General features: G+C 64.1%; 15 protein-coding genes. 2 read left to right on the top strand and 13 right to left on the bottom strand.

The window, feature by feature from the left end; translation table 11 throughout:
- Window positions 1-45: 45 nt before the first annotated feature.
- The 9 genes from ACCO56_RS31570 to ACCO56_RS31530 form a co-directional block, all read right to left on the bottom strand.
- A complete protein-coding gene (locus ACCO56_RS31570; RefSeq protein ID WP_433644944.1) occupies window positions 46-1101 on the bottom strand; it encodes an HD domain-containing phosphohydrolase in 1056 nt (351 codons plus the stop codon).
- Between the two features lie 163 nt (window positions 1102-1264).
- Window positions 1265-2350 carry a protein-glutamate methylesterase/protein-glutamine glutaminase gene (locus ACCO56_RS31565; RefSeq protein WP_433644930.1) on the bottom strand — a complete coding sequence of 362 codons (1086 nt, stop codon included), beginning with the start codon at window positions 2348-2350 and terminating at the stop codon, window positions 1265-1267.
- Between the two features lie 6 nt (window positions 2351-2356).
- Complete coding sequence (locus tag ACCO56_RS31560) at window positions 2357-3214, bottom strand: CheR family methyltransferase (RefSeq protein WP_433644929.1); 858 nt, start codon at window positions 3212-3214, stop codon at window positions 2357-2359.
- 29 nt (window positions 3215-3243) lie between these two features.
- Window positions 3244-3726 (bottom strand): chemotaxis protein CheW, encoded by a 483-nt coding sequence (locus tag ACCO56_RS31555; protein ID WP_433644928.1) that lies wholly within the window; start codon window positions 3724-3726, stop codon window positions 3244-3246.
- On the bottom strand, window positions 3726-5546 hold the full coding sequence (locus ACCO56_RS31550; RefSeq protein ID WP_433644927.1) for a methyl-accepting chemotaxis protein: 1821 nt from the start codon (window positions 5544-5546) through the stop codon (window positions 3726-3728). The genes ACCO56_RS31555 and ACCO56_RS31550 overlap by 1 nt, the downstream gene beginning before the upstream one ends.
- A gap of 26 nt (window positions 5547-5572) precedes the next feature.
- On the bottom strand, window positions 5573-6091 hold the full coding sequence (locus ACCO56_RS31545; RefSeq protein ID WP_433644926.1) for a chemotaxis protein CheW: 519 nt from the start codon (window positions 6089-6091) through the stop codon (window positions 5573-5575).
- Complete coding sequence (locus ACCO56_RS31540) at window positions 6088-8139, bottom strand: chemotaxis protein CheA (protein WP_433644925.1); 2052 nt, start codon at window positions 8137-8139, stop codon at window positions 6088-6090. The genes ACCO56_RS31545 and ACCO56_RS31540 overlap by 4 nt, the downstream gene beginning before the upstream one ends.
- A complete protein-coding gene (locus tag ACCO56_RS31535; RefSeq protein WP_433644924.1) occupies window positions 8136-8504 on the bottom strand; it encodes a response regulator in 369 nt (122 codons plus the stop codon). The genes ACCO56_RS31540 and ACCO56_RS31535 overlap by 4 nt, the downstream gene beginning before the upstream one ends.
- Window positions 8501-8821, bottom strand: coding sequence for an STAS domain-containing protein (locus ACCO56_RS31530; RefSeq protein WP_433644923.1), 321 nt, complete (start codon window positions 8819-8821; stop codon window positions 8501-8503). Before ACCO56_RS31530 ends, ACCO56_RS31535 begins: the two co-directional genes overlap by 4 nt.
- A 290-nt stretch (window positions 8822-9111) precedes the next feature.
- Here ACCO56_RS31530 and ACCO56_RS31525 point away from each other — a divergent pair, with 290 nt between their 5' ends.
- The gene (locus tag ACCO56_RS31525; protein ID WP_433644922.1) at window positions 9112-10794 is read left to right on the top strand and encodes a hypothetical protein; all 1683 of its coding nucleotides are present in this window, start codon (window positions 9112-9114) and stop codon (window positions 10792-10794) included.
- Window positions 10795-10851: 57 nt separating this feature from the next.
- Here ACCO56_RS31525 and ACCO56_RS31520 read toward each other — a convergent pair whose 3' ends face one another.
- Genes ACCO56_RS31520 through ACCO56_RS31505 form a run of 4 tightly spaced genes read right to left on the bottom strand, consistent with a single transcriptional unit; the run spans window position 10852 to window position 15700 of the window.
- Entirely contained in the window at window positions 10852-11256 is a 405-nt protein-coding gene (locus ACCO56_RS31520; RefSeq protein ID WP_433644921.1) for a Zn-ribbon domain-containing OB-fold protein, read from the bottom strand.
- On the bottom strand, window positions 11253-12428 hold the full coding sequence (locus ACCO56_RS31515; RefSeq protein ID WP_433644920.1) for a thiolase domain-containing protein: 1176 nt from the start codon (window positions 12426-12428) through the stop codon (window positions 11253-11255). The genes ACCO56_RS31520 and ACCO56_RS31515 overlap by 4 nt, the downstream gene beginning before the upstream one ends.
- Before the next feature lie 19 nt (window positions 12429-12447).
- Entirely contained in the window at window positions 12448-14541 is a 2094-nt protein-coding gene (locus tag ACCO56_RS31510) for a 3-hydroxyacyl-CoA dehydrogenase NAD-binding domain-containing protein (protein WP_433644919.1), read from the bottom strand.
- 25 nt (window positions 14542-14566) lie between these two features.
- Window positions 14567-15700 (bottom strand): acyl-CoA dehydrogenase family protein, encoded by a 1134-nt coding sequence (locus tag ACCO56_RS31505; protein WP_433644918.1) that lies wholly within the window; start codon window positions 15698-15700, stop codon window positions 14567-14569.
- A 105-nt stretch (window positions 15701-15805) separates the two neighbouring features.
- On the opposite strand from ACCO56_RS31505, the gene ACCO56_RS31500 reads away from it, so the two are divergent.
- Window positions 15806-16603 (top strand): SDR family oxidoreductase, encoded by a 798-nt coding sequence (locus ACCO56_RS31500; protein WP_433644917.1) that lies wholly within the window; start codon window positions 15806-15808, stop codon window positions 16601-16603.
- The last annotated feature ends 7 nt before the right edge of the window (window positions 16604-16610 follow it).

Raw genomic sequence — 16610 nt, 5'->3', positions numbered from 1 at the left:
GTCGCGCGAATTGGGATTCGCGCGATCTACCGCTGATCGCTAAGCTCAAGCGCTCATCAGAAGTCCGGATTGCGGGACGTCACCTGTCATGACGGCCCGGATCTGCGGCCATTGCCGGATGAAGGCCTGCACGCAAGCGGGATCGAAATGCCGGCCACGTTGCGCGACGATCTCGCCATAGGCTTCGTCGATCGGCCAAGCCCGCTTGTAAGGCCGCTCCGAACAAAGCGCGTCGAATACGTCGGCGACTGCGACGATGCGGCCCTCCAGGGGAATCTCCTCGCCCGCGAGCCCAGATGGATACCCCGTGCCGTCCCATTTCTCGTGATGCGTCCCGGCTATCAGCGCCGCTTTGCGCACCAGATCGGAAGAGCCCCCGTCAAGTACATGGCAGCCGAAATTGACGTGTTCGCGCATGATGGCCATTTCGGCGTCGGTCAGCCGACCGGGCTTCTGGAGAATGGCGTCGGGGATGCCGATCTTGCCGATATCGTGCAGTGGCGCGGCGAGATAGATGATGCGCGCGCGCTCCTCGTCGAACCCCAGGCCGACGGCGATCAGGCGGGATATTTCGGCTACGCGCGAAATATGGTCGCCCGTGACACCGTCACGATATTCGATCGCGCGAGCCAGTCGCCAGATCACCTCCTCCTCGCGCTCGGCGAGATGGCGCGTCGCCGCCTCCACCTGCCGGGCAAGGTCCTGCGCCCTGCCGGCCAGTTCGAGCTGTGCCCGGCGCAGGGCAAGAAGGTTGCGGACCCGCGCCAGCAGTTCGACCTTGTCGAACGGCTTGGTGAGAAAATCGGTCGCGCCGACATCCAAGGCCTCGTGCCGCACCTTCTGGTCGAGCTCGGACGTCACCATGACGATCGGCACGAGCGCGTAGCGCTCGAGCCCGCGGATATTGGCGATGAACTCCACGCCGTTCATGCCCGGCATCATGTAGTCGACCAGGATCAGGTCGAAGCTCTGCGTCTGACACATCACGAGCGCGCCGAGCGGATCGAGGCAGGTATCGACGGCGCAGGATTGGAGTTGCGCGACCATCCGGGCGATGGCAACAGCGCTTGAGCGGCTGTCGTCCACGACGAGGACCCGCAGTCCGGCCTCGATGGTGTGGGCTCCAGCCGGATATCGGCTTGTGATCCCGTTGTGCAATCGCTTGGTCATCGAGCCCCCAATACTCGTTGTGATGTCTGCCGCTTCGATACGGCAGCCAAATCGTGTGTCGAATCTTGCGCTGCCATGTCGATCCGTGCCCGAGCTACCAGCTTTGCGTGGACTGCATGATTTCGCCCGGCAGGCGCTCGATCGGCAGGACCTTGAGCGCGGCGTCTCTGGCGATCGCCTCTTTCGGCATGCCGAAAACGACCGATGTCGCCTCGTCCTGCGCGACGGTGTGCGCGCCTGCTTCCTTCATTTCGAGCAGGCCGCGTGCACCGTCGTCGCCCATGCCCGTCATGATGATGCCGACGGCGTTCGCCCCGGCACAACGCGCGGCCGAGCGGAACAGGACGTCGACGGACGGGCGATGCCTGGAGACGAGCGGTCCCTGCCTGATCGACACGTGGTAGCGCGCCCCTTGCCGCTCCAGAAGCAGATGGTGGTCGCCGGGGGCAATCAGGACATGGCCGCGCAGCACGGGATCACCGTGCTCGGCTTCCTTCACCTCCACCTGGCACAACGCGTCGAGTCTGCGGGCAAAGGCGGCGGTAAATCTTTCGGGCATGTGCTGGACGATGACGATGCCCGGCGCATTGGCCGGCAGCGCTTCCAGCACTTCGCGGAGCGACTCGGTTCCGCCGGTGGAAGCGCCGATGCAAACCACCTTCTCCGTGGTCTTGGCCATGGCACGGCCGCTGGGCGGCGGCAGCACGGCATCCGCCGTCAGCTTCTTTTCCGGTCCGCCCGCGGAAGCGCTGTAGCCGCGCCGGACAGAGCCGAGACGAGCCTGCGCGGCGCCCTTGACGACCTGGCGGATGCGCTCGCCGATCTCGCTCAGATGATCGGCGGCGGCGATCTTGGGTTTCAGGATGACGTCGACAGCCCCTGCTTCGAAGGCCTGCATCAGCGTTTCCGACCCGTTTTCGGTCAGCGACGAACACATCACCACGGGGATGGGACGCTGCGACATCAGCTTACGCAGAAAGGTGATGCCATCCATGCGCGGCATCTCGACGTCGAGCGTGATGACGTCGGGGATTTCCTCCTGAATGCGCCGCGCCGCCACGAACGGGTCGGAAGCCACCCCCATCACCTCAATGGCGGGGTCGGCCTCGAGAACCGCGACCAGAGTCTGACGAACGCTTGCGGAGTCGTCGATGACGAGGACTCGGACCTTGTTGCGCATGGCCCCTCAAACGCGCTGCAGAACCGTGTTCGCCACGGTGCGTACCGGCAGGTTCAGGCCGGCTATGGTTTCGGAATGGCCTATGAAAAGATATCCGCCGGGCTCCAGGCATTCGCAGAGCCGGTGCAACACCTTTCCCTGCGTTTCCTTGTCGAAATAGATCAGCACGTTGCGGCAGAAGATGACGTGCATGGGATCGCCGACATTGTAGCGCTGATCCATCAGATTCATGCGCGCGAAGCCGATCTTGGACCGCAGGTAGGGCGTGATCCGCACCTCCCGCCGCACCGCATTCGCTGCCTTGAGAACGAAGCGGCGGCGCAGGTCTTCCGGAACGGGTTCGACCAATTCGGTCGGATAGATGCCAAGCCGTGCCTTTTCGAGCACGTCGGTGCTGAGATCGGTTGCCAGGATGGAGTAGGTAGCGTCGGCCGACGTGTCGAGAAAGGCCTCCATCACCATCGCCATTGTGTAGGGCTCCGCCCCTGTCGAGCAGGCGGAGCTCCACGCCCTTATCCGCCTGATCCCCCGCCGTGCCAGGTCAGGTAGCGCCTTTTCGCGCAGGTATTCGAAATGCTTGGGCTCGCGGAAGAAGTCGGTCTTGTTGGTGGTGACGGCGTCGATGAGGTGAACCATCTCGCTTTCCAACCCGCCATCGTCGAACACGTAGTCGCAGTAGCCGTCGAAGGTGATGATGCGCGTCGCCCGCAGGCGACGGCGCAACCGCCCCTCCAGCATGGTCAGTTTCGTCGCCGGCATCTTGATGCCGCTGTATTGGTAGATGAATCGCGAGAGCCGGTCGAAATTCCGCTGGCTCAGGCGATCGTGGTGGGATTGAGTTTGCAGTGCAGCGCCCGATGCCATGATGTTGCTTGCGCCCGAAAAAGGTGGGATCAGGCTGCTCGCGGGGCTTCCGCGAGCAGGTTGGTGTCCTGGTGTGACAGCAGTTTCGCCAGATCGATGATCACGACGAATCCCTGGTCCCGACGGACCACCCCGGCGATATAGTCGGAACGCCATCGGCTCCCGATATCGGGTGCCGCCTCCACATGGTCATGCCGGAATGCAGTGACTTCATGCACCCGGTCCGCGACCATGCCCAGCGTCAGAAGCCGGTCGGCCATCGGGATGTCCATAACCAGAACCCGCGTGTGGGAGGTGGGTACGGTGCGCGAAAGCCCTAGCTTCAGGCGAAGATCGATCGTCGGGACCCCTTGCCCGCGCACATCCCTCAGGCCCAGAAGGTAATCCGGGCCATTGGGGATGCGAAAGGCCTCCTCGTGGTCGAGGATTTCCCGGACCACTTCGACAGGCACTGCGAAGACCTCTTCACCCAGGCTGAAGGTGACGTATTGGGCTTCGGCGGATGCGTTCATCACGCAGACTCCCGGAAATCGGCGTCATGCTCGTCAGGGCCGCCCATCGACATGTCGAGAGCGAAGCCCCTGGCGCGTTCCTGCTGGGCATGGATCGACCGGCTAGCCGGCGTCGCGGGCTTCCGAAGAGCGGGCTTCGGCGAAGGCGCGATGTGGGCTACCTGCGTCTTCGGCGCGGCGGCGGGAGCAGACGCGCGCTTTGCACCTGCGGCATCGACCCGGAAGAAGGCGATCGAAGCCTGAAGCTCTTCCGCCTGGGCAGCCAGCTCCTCCGACGTCGCGGACATTTCTTCCGATGCGCCGGCGTTCTGCTGGGTGACCTGATCGAGCTGCTGGATCGCCTCGTTGATCTGGGCGGCGCCGATATCCTGCTCGCGGCAGGCCGCGCTGATCTCGGCGACAAGCTCGGCGGTCTTGCGGATATCCGGAACGAGGCGGGTGAGCATCTCCCCGGCTTCGGCTGCGACCTTCACGGTCTCGTCGGAGACGGAGCTGATCTCGGCGGCAGCCGTCTGGCTGCGCTCGGCGAGCTTGCGCACTTCCGAGGCCACGACCGCGAAGCCCTTGCCGTGCTCGCCGGCGCGGGCAGCTTCCACGGCCGCGTTGAGGGCGAGCAGATCGGTCTGGCGCGCAATCTCCTGCACGATGCCGATCTTCTCGGCGATCGTACGCATGGCATGGACCGCCTTCGAGACGGCCTCGCCCGAGGCTTCGGCATCCCTCGAGGACTGACGGGCCATCTTCTCCGTCTGGGCGGCGTTGTCGGCGTTCTGCTTGATGTTGGCGGCCATCTGCTCCATCGACGAGGAAGCCTCCTCGGCTGCCGAGGCCTGCTCGGTCGCGCCCTGCGACAACTGCTCGGAGCTGGACGACAGTTCCTGGCTTCCGGAAGAGACGTTCTCGGCTGCCGCGGCGGCGTCCGCCACGACCGAACGCAGACGCTCCACCATGCTCTGCAGCGACAGGCCCAGCGTGTCCTTGTCCGAAAGCGGCGTCGGGCGCACCGTCAGGTCGCCTTCCGAGATCAGCTCCGCGATGCGGGCCGTCTCGCGCAGGTTGGCGGTCATGACATTGACGTTGTCGATCAGATCCTTGATCTCGTCATTGGTCGTGACCTCGACCTTCTGACCGAGATCGCCGATAGCGACGGCCTTGGCGAGATCGATGACCTTGTTGAGGCCACGGCTGATGCCGAGCGCGATCCAAAGGGCAATGGCGAGGGCGGCGACAAGCGCAATGCCGGTGATGGCGAAGATGATATTGCGCGTGTTCGCATACTGCGCGTCGGTGGCCTGATCCGCAGCGACCATTGCCTGGTTGTTGGCTTCGACGCGCGCGTTGATCGTGTTTTCGATGCCATCCATGATGGCCCGGCCTTCCTGATTTGTCAGTCGAACGGCCTCCGCGGTGTTGCCGCTGCGCACGACAATGCGGATTCTGTCGTCTATCTGCGCCAGCCGGTCGAACTGCGCGCGAACGTCAGCCCATTGGCGAGCGTCTTCCTCTGAAGCGGCGTTGTCCTGCAGCCACTGGACGGTTTCGAGGAAGAGCGTCCGGTTGCGGTCGCTTGAGTTGATATGAGTCTGAATTTCTTCCGGAGTGTCGGCGTCCGCCAGGTTCAGCTGCGCACGAGCGATCCGCAACTGGTAGTTGGCCAGATTCTGCGCGCGCTCCAGGCGCTCGGCAGGACCGGCGACCATGTCGGTGATCGCCTGGTTGAGGCTCGACAGGCTGTAGATGCCATAGCCTGCCGTAACCGACAGCATCAGGATCAGCAGCCCGAATCCCAATGCCAGTTTGAGTTTAATGGTGAAACGCATTTGTACTTCGGTCCTGTAAGAAGCGCTCAGTTTATCGAGCGCGACGCACCAGCTGCCGGCGCATCGTTTTCCGCGAAAATGGCCTGGAGGTTCGGGAGGATGATGAATTCGCCTCCCCGCTTGAACAGACCTTGTATGAAGTCTGGCCGCCAGCGCATGCCAACGCTGGGCGGCGGCTCGCTGGCCGTCATGGCCAGCGTGGTTACCTCGTTGACTTTGTCGGTACGCAGACCGATCAGGGTCGTCTCTCCCCTGAGATCGATTTCGATGACGACGATGCGGCTGTCGATCGTCGTCTCCGTCGCCTCCATGCCGAAGGCCAGCCGCAGATCGGCCAGCGGTATGACACGTCCGCGAAAGTTGATGACGCTGTCCACGAACCGCTTCGCACCGGGAACGCGCGTTTCGGGGAGCACGTCCAGAATTTCCTGAACCTTGGTGGCCTCGAGGGCGAAGACTTCGCCATGGAGATTGAAGGTCAGCACTTCCATCTCGTCTTCTCCTCCAGGATTCTTGCTCTTGTCCTGCTCGACCATCGCGCTCATCCGGCAGCCCGAAGCTGCGCCTCCTGCTGCTGACCCGCGGCGACCAGATGGCCGACGTCGAGAATGAGCGCGACCGTGCCGTCGCCGAGGATGGTCGCGCCGGAGAAGGTGTTGACCGCAGCATGCAGCTTGGACATCGACTTGATGACCGTCTGGTGATCGCCGATGATCTGATCGACCACCAGGCCGACACGCTCGGAGCCGGTGGAAATGACGACGATCTTCTGGTGCGGATCGGGCTTCGTGCCGGTCCGGAACAGCTCGCGCAGTCGCAGGAACGGCACCAGCTTGTCGCGCAGCGAGATGAAGGAGCGCCCACGCGAGCGCAGGTCGTCTTCGAGCGAGAGCTCCAGGCATTCCTCTACCGCCGCGAGCGGAATGACGTAGCGCCCGTCGCCGACGCGTACGAGCAGGCCGTCGATGATGGCGACGGTCAGCGGGATGCGCAGCGAGATTTCCGAGCCTTTCCCCGGAGTGCTCGTCAGGTCGATGGTACCCCGAAGGGACTCGATCGTACGCTTGACCACGTCCATGCCCACGCCGCGACCGGAAAGATTGGTCACCTTCTGCGCGGTGGAGAAGCCCGGATGGAAGATGAACTGCAGGAGCTCGTGGTCGCCGACCTGCTGGTCGGCTTCGAGCAGCCCGGAAGCCACTGCCTTTGCCCGCACCCGCTCGCGGTCGATGCCGCGTCCGTCGTCGGTGATGTTGATGATCACCTCGCCGCCGGCCTGGCGGGCTGAAAGCCGGATCTGGCCGGTCCGCGGTTTGCCCGCCGCTTCGCGATCAGCCGGCAGCTCGAGCCCATGGTCGATGGAGTTTCTCACGAGATGAACCAGCGGGTCCGCCAGACGCTCGATCACCGTCTTGTCGACCTCGGTGCTCTCGCCTTCCGTGACAAGTTCGATCGCCTTGCCGGTTTCACGCGCAAGATCGTGAACCAGCCGGCGGAAGCGGCCGAACAGGGTCGCGACCGGCACCATGCGCAGCACCATCATCGTGTCGCGCAACTCGCCGGATAGACGCTCGATCTCTTCCGATACGGAACGCAACTGCAGATCCGTGCTGGCCGACGCAAGCTGGCTCAGCCGCGACTGGGCAATGACGAGTTCGCCGACGCGGTCCATGAGTTCGTCGAGCCGTTCAGCCGGGACTCGCACGCTTTCGGACGATTTGCCGTGCTTGGCGTCTCCAGACCCAGCCACCGGTTCCGCAGCGGCGCGCGGCGCGATGCTCGACGGCGCGGCCGGCGCATCCGCAGATGCCGCGATCGACGGCGCTTCCGCAACGATCTCCTCGGCCGGTGCTCGCGGTTCCGTTTCGGCGGAGAGCGACTCGATCCGGAGCTGCATATCGTCCATGACGAAGATGAAGACATCGTCGATCGCGGAACGAGGCTGGTCGGTGCGCAAGGTCACGGTCCAAGCAACGTAGAGATCGGCCGGTTTCAACCCGTCGAGCGGCGGTACCGAAGACGTATCCGCCTCGACATGCATCTCGCCCAGTTCGCCCAGCTCGGCCAGCAGCGCCAGCGGGTTGCTGCCATTGGTCATGGCGTTGGCCGGCAAGCTGAACCACAGCTTCCATCCGGCTTGAGCGGCCGGCGCCGGCGCATCCTGCGTCGCCGCAACCGGGGCTGGATCCACGGGAGCCGGCGCGCTCGACTTTCCCTGCGCGCTTTCGACCGCGCGGCGCAGATCGGCGAGAAGCCCCGCGCCCGCATCGCGATGGGTCTGGGTTACCTCATCCTCCACCAGGGAACGCATATGGTCGCGCGCCGACAACACCGCCGAAACGAGTTCGACCGTGGCGGGGACTTCTCCCTTGCGCACGCGGTCGAATGCGGTTTCGCAGTGATGGGTGAAGGCGGCGAGATCGTCGAAGCCGAACATCGCGCCCGAGCCCTTCAGCGTGTGAAGGCCGCGGAACACCGCGTCCACGAGATCTTTGTCCGTCAGCCTGTGCGTCAGGTCCAGAAGGCCCTGCTCCACCTGCTCCAGCAGCTCGGCTGCCTCGATCCTGAATGTTTCGACCGGATCCATGCTCATCTGCCGAGCACTTTCTTGGCGATCTTGACCAGTTGTTCCGGGTTGAAGGGTTTGGTCAGCCAGCCGGTGGCGCCGGCTGCCTTCGCGCGCTGCTTCATCGCCTCGTCGGATTCCGTCGTCAGGAAGATGATAGGAATACCGGCATGCGCCGGGTTCTTGCGCAGCTCCTCGATCATCGTCAGCCCGTCCATGACCGGCATATTCAGATCGGTGATGATGAGGTCGAAATTGCCGGCGTTTGCCTTGGCAATGCCGGCGGCGCCGTTTTCCGCTTCGTCGACGGAATAACCGGCCCCTGTCAGAGCCATCTTGATGGTGACGCGTATACTTGCCGAATCGTCAACCGTGAGAATCGTTGCCGTCATTGCAGCAGAGCTCCCTCGCTCCAGAAACCTGAGTCGTCGGCCGCCAGGAAGCCACCGCGCTCGAGCACGTCGAGCAGCGGCCCTGAAGCGGCATTCTTGAGTCGGATAGTCTTTCCGGCGGCTCGCGCGCTGCACCGGGCCGAGATCAGCAGTTGAACGAAGCTGATGTCGCAATCCGAGTCAGCCGGAAGATCGATGGTGACCTCTTGGCCGGAGGCCAAGGCAAGCTGCAGCTTCTGATGGAGATTTGCTGCATTTCGAATCGTGAAAGGACCCGCGAGGCGCAATTCGCCTGCGGTCCCAATTCTGTCGTCCATGATGCCCCCGCAACCGGCCCGCCGTGAAACCCGGGCGGAAGACGCCATGCTTCGACTTAAGACTCGGTTAAAAGTTTACCCTTTGGACTCATTTTTGTGCAGGGCCACTTGTCGCGCATCCGCGGAGCCCCATCAGCCGGGGTTCCAACACGCCTTCCCGACACCGCCGCTGTGCTGAACAGCCGGCCCCTCCGACCGATGACGGTCAAGCGGCAAGTTAACCGGACATTCGCAGTTCGACATCATAACCAGACAAAACAGAATTGATAACAGGTGGGGCAGTGCATTCCTTGGCCATTAAGTCCGCTCCCGAGAGCCTGCTTCCGGGAGCCCATCTTTCCGACAATCTGGAACGGGCAAGAAGTCGCCTCGAGGACAGGTTCCTCGAAGGAGGGGCCGTTCTTGCGAGGGCGCTCGATTCGGTCAGCGAAATGATAAACACGCTCGATCGGATGATGGCTGCTCTCGGCAAGGATGCCGTCGAGGCCACGATCAGCGACATCGGCTCGACGAACAGACAGCTGGCTTCGTTGCCGCAGAGCCACTCGGAGCGGCAAGCCAGCATGCGCGGCCTCGCCCAGTTGGTGATGTCGTTGCAACAGCCTGTCGACAACATGCTGGAGACGCTTCGCTATCTGTGCACCCTTGCCGTATCCATGAAAATCACTGGCGCCGGCGCGACGGCCTTTTCGAGTTTCGCCGACGAGATGGTCGAGAAGATCCAGTACGGACGTTCTCAGGTCGACGATTTCTCCGATCGTCTCGAAGGACTTGTCCGGCAAGTCCGGCAGGCTGGTTCCGCCGGCGAGGAACTTCAACGGCAGTACGAGAACATCGTCCCAAAGGTGACCAACGATCTGACGGCAGACGCACAGCGGATGACCGCGTATTACGGCGACGTCATGTTGGTGGCGACCCAGCTTGCCGGGCTCGTGCGGCAAGTGCAGGGGAAGGTTGCGCGCGTTCTCTCCGCGTTGCAGATCGGCGACGTCACACGACAAAGGGTGGAGCACGTCTTGGCCGGACTCAATCTGTTGGACCGGTCGGACGACGCGGTCGCCAGATCCGTGATCATCCGGCTCCTGTCGGCCCAGATGGAAGACCTGCTCGACGAATTCATCGAGGGATGCAGCACGATCACCTCCAGCCTCGCCGGCCTCGCCGGCGATTCCAAGCAGGTGATCGCACTGGGAAAAAAGGCAGGCGGCGACCATGACGGTGGCATGTTCATGAAGGCACTGCAGCAAAGTCTTACGGCCGCGCGCCAACTCGTCGGGCAGATCGAAACATCGGGCCGCAATGCGGACGAGGTGCGCGACAACGTTGCCTCAGTCGCCGGCGAACTGTCGGCCGCGGTCGGCAATATCCGGGCAATCCGCAACGAAATCCAGTACATGACCATCAACACCAGCCTGCGCTGCAGCAGAATGGGAGATGTCGGCAAGCCGATGAACGTCATCGCTACCGAACTGCGCGTTTTCGCTGAACAAATGGAAGCCGTCTCCGAATCCATGCTTGAAAGGCTCGAAGCCCTCAGCAAGGCCGCATCCGACCTTGGGAGCGATTCGGCGGACCTCAGCCGTTCGGTGGGCAGCGCGCTCGATAACGCGCTTGCCACCATCGGCGAAGTAGGCGGACGTATGGAGGATGACTTGGGCAGGCTCATCATGTCGGGGGATCGAGTCGCGCGCGACATCATGCACGGCGTCTCGCGTCTCGATTTCACGAGCGAGCTGGGCGACGTTCTGGAGGCCTGTACCCTGTCCATGATCCGACAGGTGGAAGACGCCCCCTTGTCGGAGATGCCGAACGACCCAGGTAACCCCACGGTGGCGATGGCGGACGAGATCTTTGCCACCTACACCATGGCGCGCGAGCGTGATATCCACCGTCGCTTCCTTCCGGCCGGCAGCATCTCAGTCGCGACGTCCTCTGCGCAAGACACGGTCGAATTGGCTGACTGCCTGTTCTGAATGAGGGGCGGTAGCGACGGCTGGAAGTGCGTCTCGACCTTCGGCCAGCCGTTGAGCTCACCCTGCCGGTCGGAAGACGGGCACCGCGACGCCATTTTCGTCCGGCCGGAACCGGACCGAGACCCTCTGGCCGATCGAAAGCCCGTCCGGATCACAATCGACGATGTTCGTGAACAACGAAATGCCTTCGTCGAGGGTCACATAGGCTGGCACTTGGCCTCCGCCTCGGCGCAGCACGGTAAAGCTGTAGATCGTTCCGCCACCTGAGGCTTCGACCCATTCCGTCTCGGAGGCTCCGCAATGCGGGCAATGGCTGCGCGGATACCAGTGGTGCTCGCGGCAGGCCCCGCAGCGCTTGACGACGAGCCGGCCTTCGGCCGCTTCTCGCCAGAAATAGCCGGTCTCCGGATTGCCGAAGGTCTGGGGGTCCAACGTCGATCCTGTGGTCCGTTCAGCCATCATTGCTCCCTTTCCAGGATGATTACGCTGCCGCCGTGACGCATGCCGAGCGAGCCGCCGATACCGCTCGCCAGTGCAAGATCGCAACCGGGCACCTGCACGGCGGGGTGCGCCTCCCCTCGCAGCTGTCGGACCGCTTCGATGATCTTGGTCATCCCGCCGCGATTGTTGGGGTGGTTGTTGCACAGCCCGCCGCCGTCGGTGTTGAAGGGCAGGCGACCCACGCCGGATATGAGATTGCCGTCCGCCACGAAACGTCCCCCCTCTCCTTTCGAGCAGAAGCCGAGATCCTCGATCTGCATCAGCACGGTGATGGTGAAGGAGTCGTATATCGAGGCGTATTTGATGTCGGCCGGCTTGACGCCGGCTTCGGAGAATGCACGCGGGGCCGCCGCCGCAATGGCCGAATAGGTCAGGTCGACGCGGCCGCCACTCTGCCCCTTCATGGCCTCTCCCATGCCGATCACGCCGACGCGCGGCCGGCCAAGCTGTCGCGCGACCTCGGGACTTGTGACGACAAGGGCACCGCCGCCGTCGGTGATCACGCAGCAATCCAGCCGATGCAAGGGGTCGGCGACCAATGGCGAATTCACGACCTCCTCGACCGTGACGACGTCTCGCAGCAAGGCGCGTGAGTTGTGCTGCGCGTGATGCGATGCCGCCACCTTTACCCATGCGAGCTGCTCGCTCGTCGTGCCGAACTCGTACATGTGCCGCTTGGCGCACATGGCGTAGGAGCCCGCGATCACATTGCCGAAGGACAGCTCGAAGGGAATATCGGGCTGCGCGTGGTGATACGGACGGGGCGCAGTACCGGTCGAAGCCCCTTCGGCTCGAGGCCGCCCGCCAAGCGTGATGAGCGCGACGCTGCATTTTCCCGCCGCGATCGCCTCCACCGCATGCGCGACATGGATCATGTAGGAGCAGCCGCCCGTGTCGGTGGTGTCGACATGGCGCAGCTTCAAATTGAGATAATCGACGATGGCGAAGGCGCCGAGTCCCGGCATATCGTTGCCGCAGAAGAAGCCATCGACGTCGTTCAAACCGAGGCCGGCATCGGCCAGAGCCCCGAATGCCGCCTCGGCATGAAGCTGAGCTACAGTCTTGTCTGTCGCCAGCCGCGTAGGATGTTCATACGCGCCCATGATATAGGCGCGGCTTTTGCGTGCAGTCATTCGCCGAATGTTCCTTTCGCTAGTCTGCCCGAGCGCCGGCCTCGGCCAACGAGCCGCCCGCCTCGGCAAGTTCGCGCAGCAGCCGCGCCGGCCGCAGCTCCTCGTCGCCGAGCATGTCCGCCATGCGGTCGAGATCGTCGGCCACCGCCTTCAGCCCGCAGGCTTCGGCGTGGTGCATCGGCCCGCCTTTGTCGCGCGGCCAGCCATAACCATAGAGATAAACGACATCGATATCGCCCGGGCGCTCGACTATCCCTTCCTCGACGACCCGGAATCCTTCGTTGATCAAGGGAAAGAGCAGGCGTCGCTGGATCTCCTCGCGGTCGACATGCCGCCTGCGGACTCCCAACCGCTCCGCGACACCCGTGACGATCGCCGTCAGTTCCGGATCGTCCACCGGGGATCGAGTCCCCTCGGGATAGAGGTAATAACCCTTGCCCGTCTTCTGGCCCCAGCGGCCGGCGTCCGCGATCGTGTCGACCGGCTCCATCCGCTCGCCGCGCGCCTTGCGCAATCGCCAGGCCACGTCCACGCCCGCCAGATCCTGCATCTGGCAGGGGCCCATCCTGAAGCCGAAATCCGTGAGAACGGTATCGATCTCGCGCGGCGAACATCCTTCGAGGAGCAGTTTCTGCGTCTGGACAGTGCGCTGCCACAGCATCCGGTTGCCGACAAAGCCGTAACAGACGCCGACCACCACCGGGATCTTTCCCGTTTTCCTGGCCACGTCGAGCACGGTCGCAAGCGTCTCGGCGGAAGTGGCCGCCCCGCGCACCACTTCGAGGAGCTTCATGACGTTGGCCGGGCTGAAATAGTGCATTCCCACGACCCGCTCGGGCCGCGCCGTCTCGCGGGCGAGCGCGTCGATATCCTGGTAGGAGGTATTGGATGCCAGGATGGCGTGTTCGGGAGCCAGGCGCGACAGGTCGGCGAAGATCTGCTTCTTCAGCCCCATGTCTTCGTAGACGGCCTCGATGACGAGGTCGGCTTCGGCAACGCCTTCGGCCAGACCGCTGAACCAGCGCAAGCGGGAAAGGGCCGTCTCGGCGGCTTCAGTGCTCATCCGTCCGCGTGCGACGAGGTCGCCATAGGCGCGGCCGATGCGCTGCTTGGCGGCGTCGATTGTCTGCGGGTTTGCATCCACCACGCAGACTGAATAACCGGCGCTGGCGAGGGTAATGGCGATCCCTCCGCCCATGGTGCCGGCGCCGATCACCGCGATGGTGCGAACTGGCTGACGTGGCGTATCGCGATCGACGCCCCGGACATGCCGCGCGGCGCGCTCGGCAAGGAATGCATGGATCCGCGCCTGCGCCACCGGCCCCGTGCGCAAGCGTGTGAATGCTTCGCCCTCGTGAATAAGCGCCTCGTCGAAATCGCGATCGAGCGTGTGGGCGACGGTGGCGATCGCCTCTGCGGTCGAGACGGCCCCATCCTTCGCAAGCTCGGCCGCCTTGCGATCGACATCGGCACGTGCGTCCTCGATCGTCGCGGCCGCGCCGAGCGGGTGGCGATCACGTGCTCGAGGCAAAGCTTCCCCGGCAAGCAGCCTGTCGACCCAGGCACAGGCCGTTTCCATCAGGCCGTTCTCCACCACCGCGTCGACGGCACCGAGCCGCAGCGCCTCCTCGGCAGGCAGGTGCCGCCCCGAAACGATCATATCGAGCGCAGTGGCCGCCCCGACAAGTCGCGGCAGTCGCTGCGTGCCGCCTGCTCCAGGGATCAGCCCCAGCGTCGTTTCGGGCAGGCCGACGCGGATTCCGGAGAGCGCCACGCGGGCGTGGCACCCCAAGGCGATCTCGAAGCCGCCGCCCAGGGCCGAACCCTGCATGGCAGCGACGACGGGCTTGCGCATGGCTTCGACATAGGCGAGCAGATCGCCGATCGTCGGTCCGGTGCGCGGCATGTTTATGAGCTTGAGGTCGGCTCCCGCGATGAAGACCTTGCCGGTTCCCGTAAGAACCACGCCGCGAACCGACGGATCCGCGTCGGCCTTGCGGATCAGTTCGTTCAAGGCGAGACGCACATGCGGTGACAGCGCATTGACGGGTGGGTTGTCCACCCGCAGCACGGCGATCCCTCCGATCGTCTCGTAGTTTACACCCTCCGGCATGGCGCTCCTCCCTGCTAAGTCCGTTTCAAGCCGCCACGCGCTGCAGTGCCGGCAGAGAATGCTGGATGCGCTGGCGATGAAGGACTGGATTGCCGAGCCAGGCATTGAGCTGCATGATGCGCTTCACGTAGAGGCTCACGTCGCATTCGTGCGTGTAGCCGATGGCGCCGTGGAGCTGGATCGCCTGGCGCGCCGCCAGAAAGGCCGCGTCTCCGCACCGGCTCTTGCACCCGGCGATGCGCATGGCTCTGTCATCTGCATTTTCAGCCAGCAGCCGCGCAGTGTTGGCGAGCACCGAATTGGCCAGTTCGATCTGGACGAAGAGGTCGGTGGCGATGAACTGGAGTGCTTGGTTCGCCCCGATCGGTCGCCCGAACTGCTTGCGCTGGCGCAGATAGTCGAGGGTCATGGCGAAGACCGCCTCGGCCGCCCCAACCAGCTCGGCCGACGCCGCCAGGCGCCCCAGATCGAGGATCTCGTCAAGGCAAGCGGCGCCGCAGTCCGGCGCGCAGATCACGGCTTCGTCAGCCAGAAAGGCGTCCTGCAGAGCCACGCTCGCGATCTCCGACTTGTCGACGCCTGTTCCCGAAGAGATGGTCGCGGACGTGCCTGCCACGGGCATCCAGCCGAGCAGCAGGCCCTCCGGCGCGGCCGCGGCAATCACGATCGCGTCGGCTTGGCTCGCCCAGGGGACGAAGCGGAAAGTCCCATCGACTTTCCATCCGCCGGACACCCGTCGCGCATGCGCTCCGCAGCCTGCCGAATCGATTGCTCCGGCCGCTCCCTGCCAGGCCAGCGTCGCGAACACTTCACCCGCACAGAGCTGGTCCAGCCGCTCGGCGAAGGCCGGGTTGCCCGACCGCGCAAGAATGCCCGCGGCGAGGACTCCGCTCGCCAGCACCGGCTCCGGAAGCACCTTCCGCCCCAGTTCCCGGTGGAGCGCGGCGAGGTCGCTCGCGTCGAGCTCGCCTTCCCCGGAGAACACCATGCCGATCCAGCCGAGCTCGGCCATCTGCCGGAAGAAGCCTCGATCGAACGCCCGCTCCTCCGCCAGGGCACGAATCTCGGCGAGCGGCCGGGCGGCCAGAAATTCCGATGCGTTGGCGCGCAGGATGCGTCGGTGCTCGGGCTCATGGGTCGTGATTGCCTTGGCGAACATGCGCATCTCCCTTCTGCAAATTGCAAACCCTATTGCACGCGCACTTCATATGGTCAAGAATACGAATAGTGTTTTAATATATGAATACAAAAGGGAGAGGCTGTGATGCGTTTCGATTATGCCGGTACATCGGTATTCGTCGCCGGCGGTACGAGCGGCATAAATCTCGGCATTGCGGACGCGTTCGCCGAAGCGGGCGCGAAGGTCGCCGTGATGAGCCGCAATGCCGAGAGGGTGAATGGCGCCGTCCAGGAGCTTTCCAAGCACGGCGGCAAGGTCCTGGGTCTGCAGGGCGATGTCCGAGATTTCACCCAGGTGCGCACGGCCATGGAAGCCGCCAAGGAAGCGCATGGGGCCTTCGGTGTTCTCGTCTCCGGCGCCGCCGGCAATTTCCTCTGCCCAGCGCTCGACCTGTCGCCGAACGGGTTCAAGGCCGTGGTCGACATCGATCTCCTGGGCACATTCCATGTCATGCGGGCCGGCTTCGACTTTGCGCGCCGCCCGGGCGCGTCGTTCATCAACATCTCGGCCCCGCAGTCGATCTCGCCCGCTCCCATGCAGGTGCATGTCTGCGCAGCCAAGGCCGGGCTCGACCAGGTAATGCGCGTCCTGGCGCTCGAATGGGGCGAGCATGGCGTCCGCGTGAATTCGATCATGCCGGGGCCGATCGAAGGAACGGGCGGATTGAGTCGCCTGCTGACCGAGACCGAGCGGCCGCAATTCGAAAGCCGGGTTCCGCTCCGCCGCGTCGGGCAGAAGGACGACGTGGCGAACATGGCTCTGTTTCTCGGCTCGCCGCTGGCCAGCTACATCACCGGCGCGCTCATTCCCGTGGATGGCGGCGTGTCGCTTCTCGGCGGCCGCAACTACGCCGGCACGCCCCAGCCGACGCCCCGCGCCTGACCAATTC

Origin of the sequence: Mesorhizobium sp. 1B3, from assembly GCF_050958605.1 — a bacterium.
Lineage (GTDB): Bacteria > Pseudomonadota > Alphaproteobacteria > Rhizobiales > Rhizobiaceae.
This window is presented reverse-complemented; position numbering and strand designations above follow the sequence as displayed.

Coding starts and splice junctions, on each gene's coding strand:
- ACCO56_RS31565 (WP_433644930.1), bottom strand. CDS start 2,350: ATGCGCAACAAGGTCCGAGTCCTCGTCATCGACGACTCCGCAAGCGTT.
- ACCO56_RS31530 (WP_433644923.1), bottom strand. CDS start 8,821: ATGGACGACAGAATTGGGACCGCAGGCGAATTGCGCCTCGCGGGTCCT.
- ACCO56_RS31515 (WP_433644920.1), bottom strand. CDS start 12,428: ATGACTGCACGCAAAAGCCGCGCCTATATCATGGGCGCGTATGAACAT.
- ACCO56_RS31555 (WP_433644928.1), bottom strand. CDS start 3,726: ATGAACGCATCCGCCGAAGCCCAATACGTCACCTTCAGCCTGGGTGAA.
- ACCO56_RS31545 (WP_433644926.1), bottom strand. CDS start 6,091: ATGAGCGCGATGGTCGAGCAGGACAAGAGCAAGAATCCTGGAGGAGAA.
- ACCO56_RS31510 (WP_433644919.1), bottom strand. CDS start 14,541: ATGCCGGAGGGTGTAAACTACGAGACGATCGGAGGGATCGCCGTGCTG.
- ACCO56_RS31505 (WP_433644918.1), bottom strand. CDS start 15,700: ATGTTCGCCAAGGCAATCACGACCCATGAGCCCGAGCACCGACGCATC.
- ACCO56_RS31560 (WP_433644929.1), bottom strand. CDS start 3,214: ATGGCATCGGGCGCTGCACTGCAAACTCAATCCCACCACGATCGCCTG.
- ACCO56_RS31520 (WP_433644921.1), bottom strand. CDS start 11,256: ATGATGGCTGAACGGACCACAGGATCGACGTTGGACCCCCAGACCTTC.
- ACCO56_RS31550 (WP_433644927.1), bottom strand. CDS start 5,546: ATGCGTTTCACCATTAAACTCAAACTGGCATTGGGATTCGGGCTGCTG.
- ACCO56_RS31540 (WP_433644925.1), bottom strand. CDS start 8,139: ATGAGCATGGATCCGGTCGAAACATTCAGGATCGAGGCAGCCGAGCTG.
- ACCO56_RS31535 (WP_433644924.1), bottom strand. CDS start 8,504: ATGACGGCAACGATTCTCACGGTTGACGATTCGGCAAGTATACGCGTC.
- ACCO56_RS31500 (WP_433644917.1), top strand. CDS start 15,806: ATGCGTTTCGATTATGCCGGTACATCGGTATTCGTCGCCGGCGGTACG.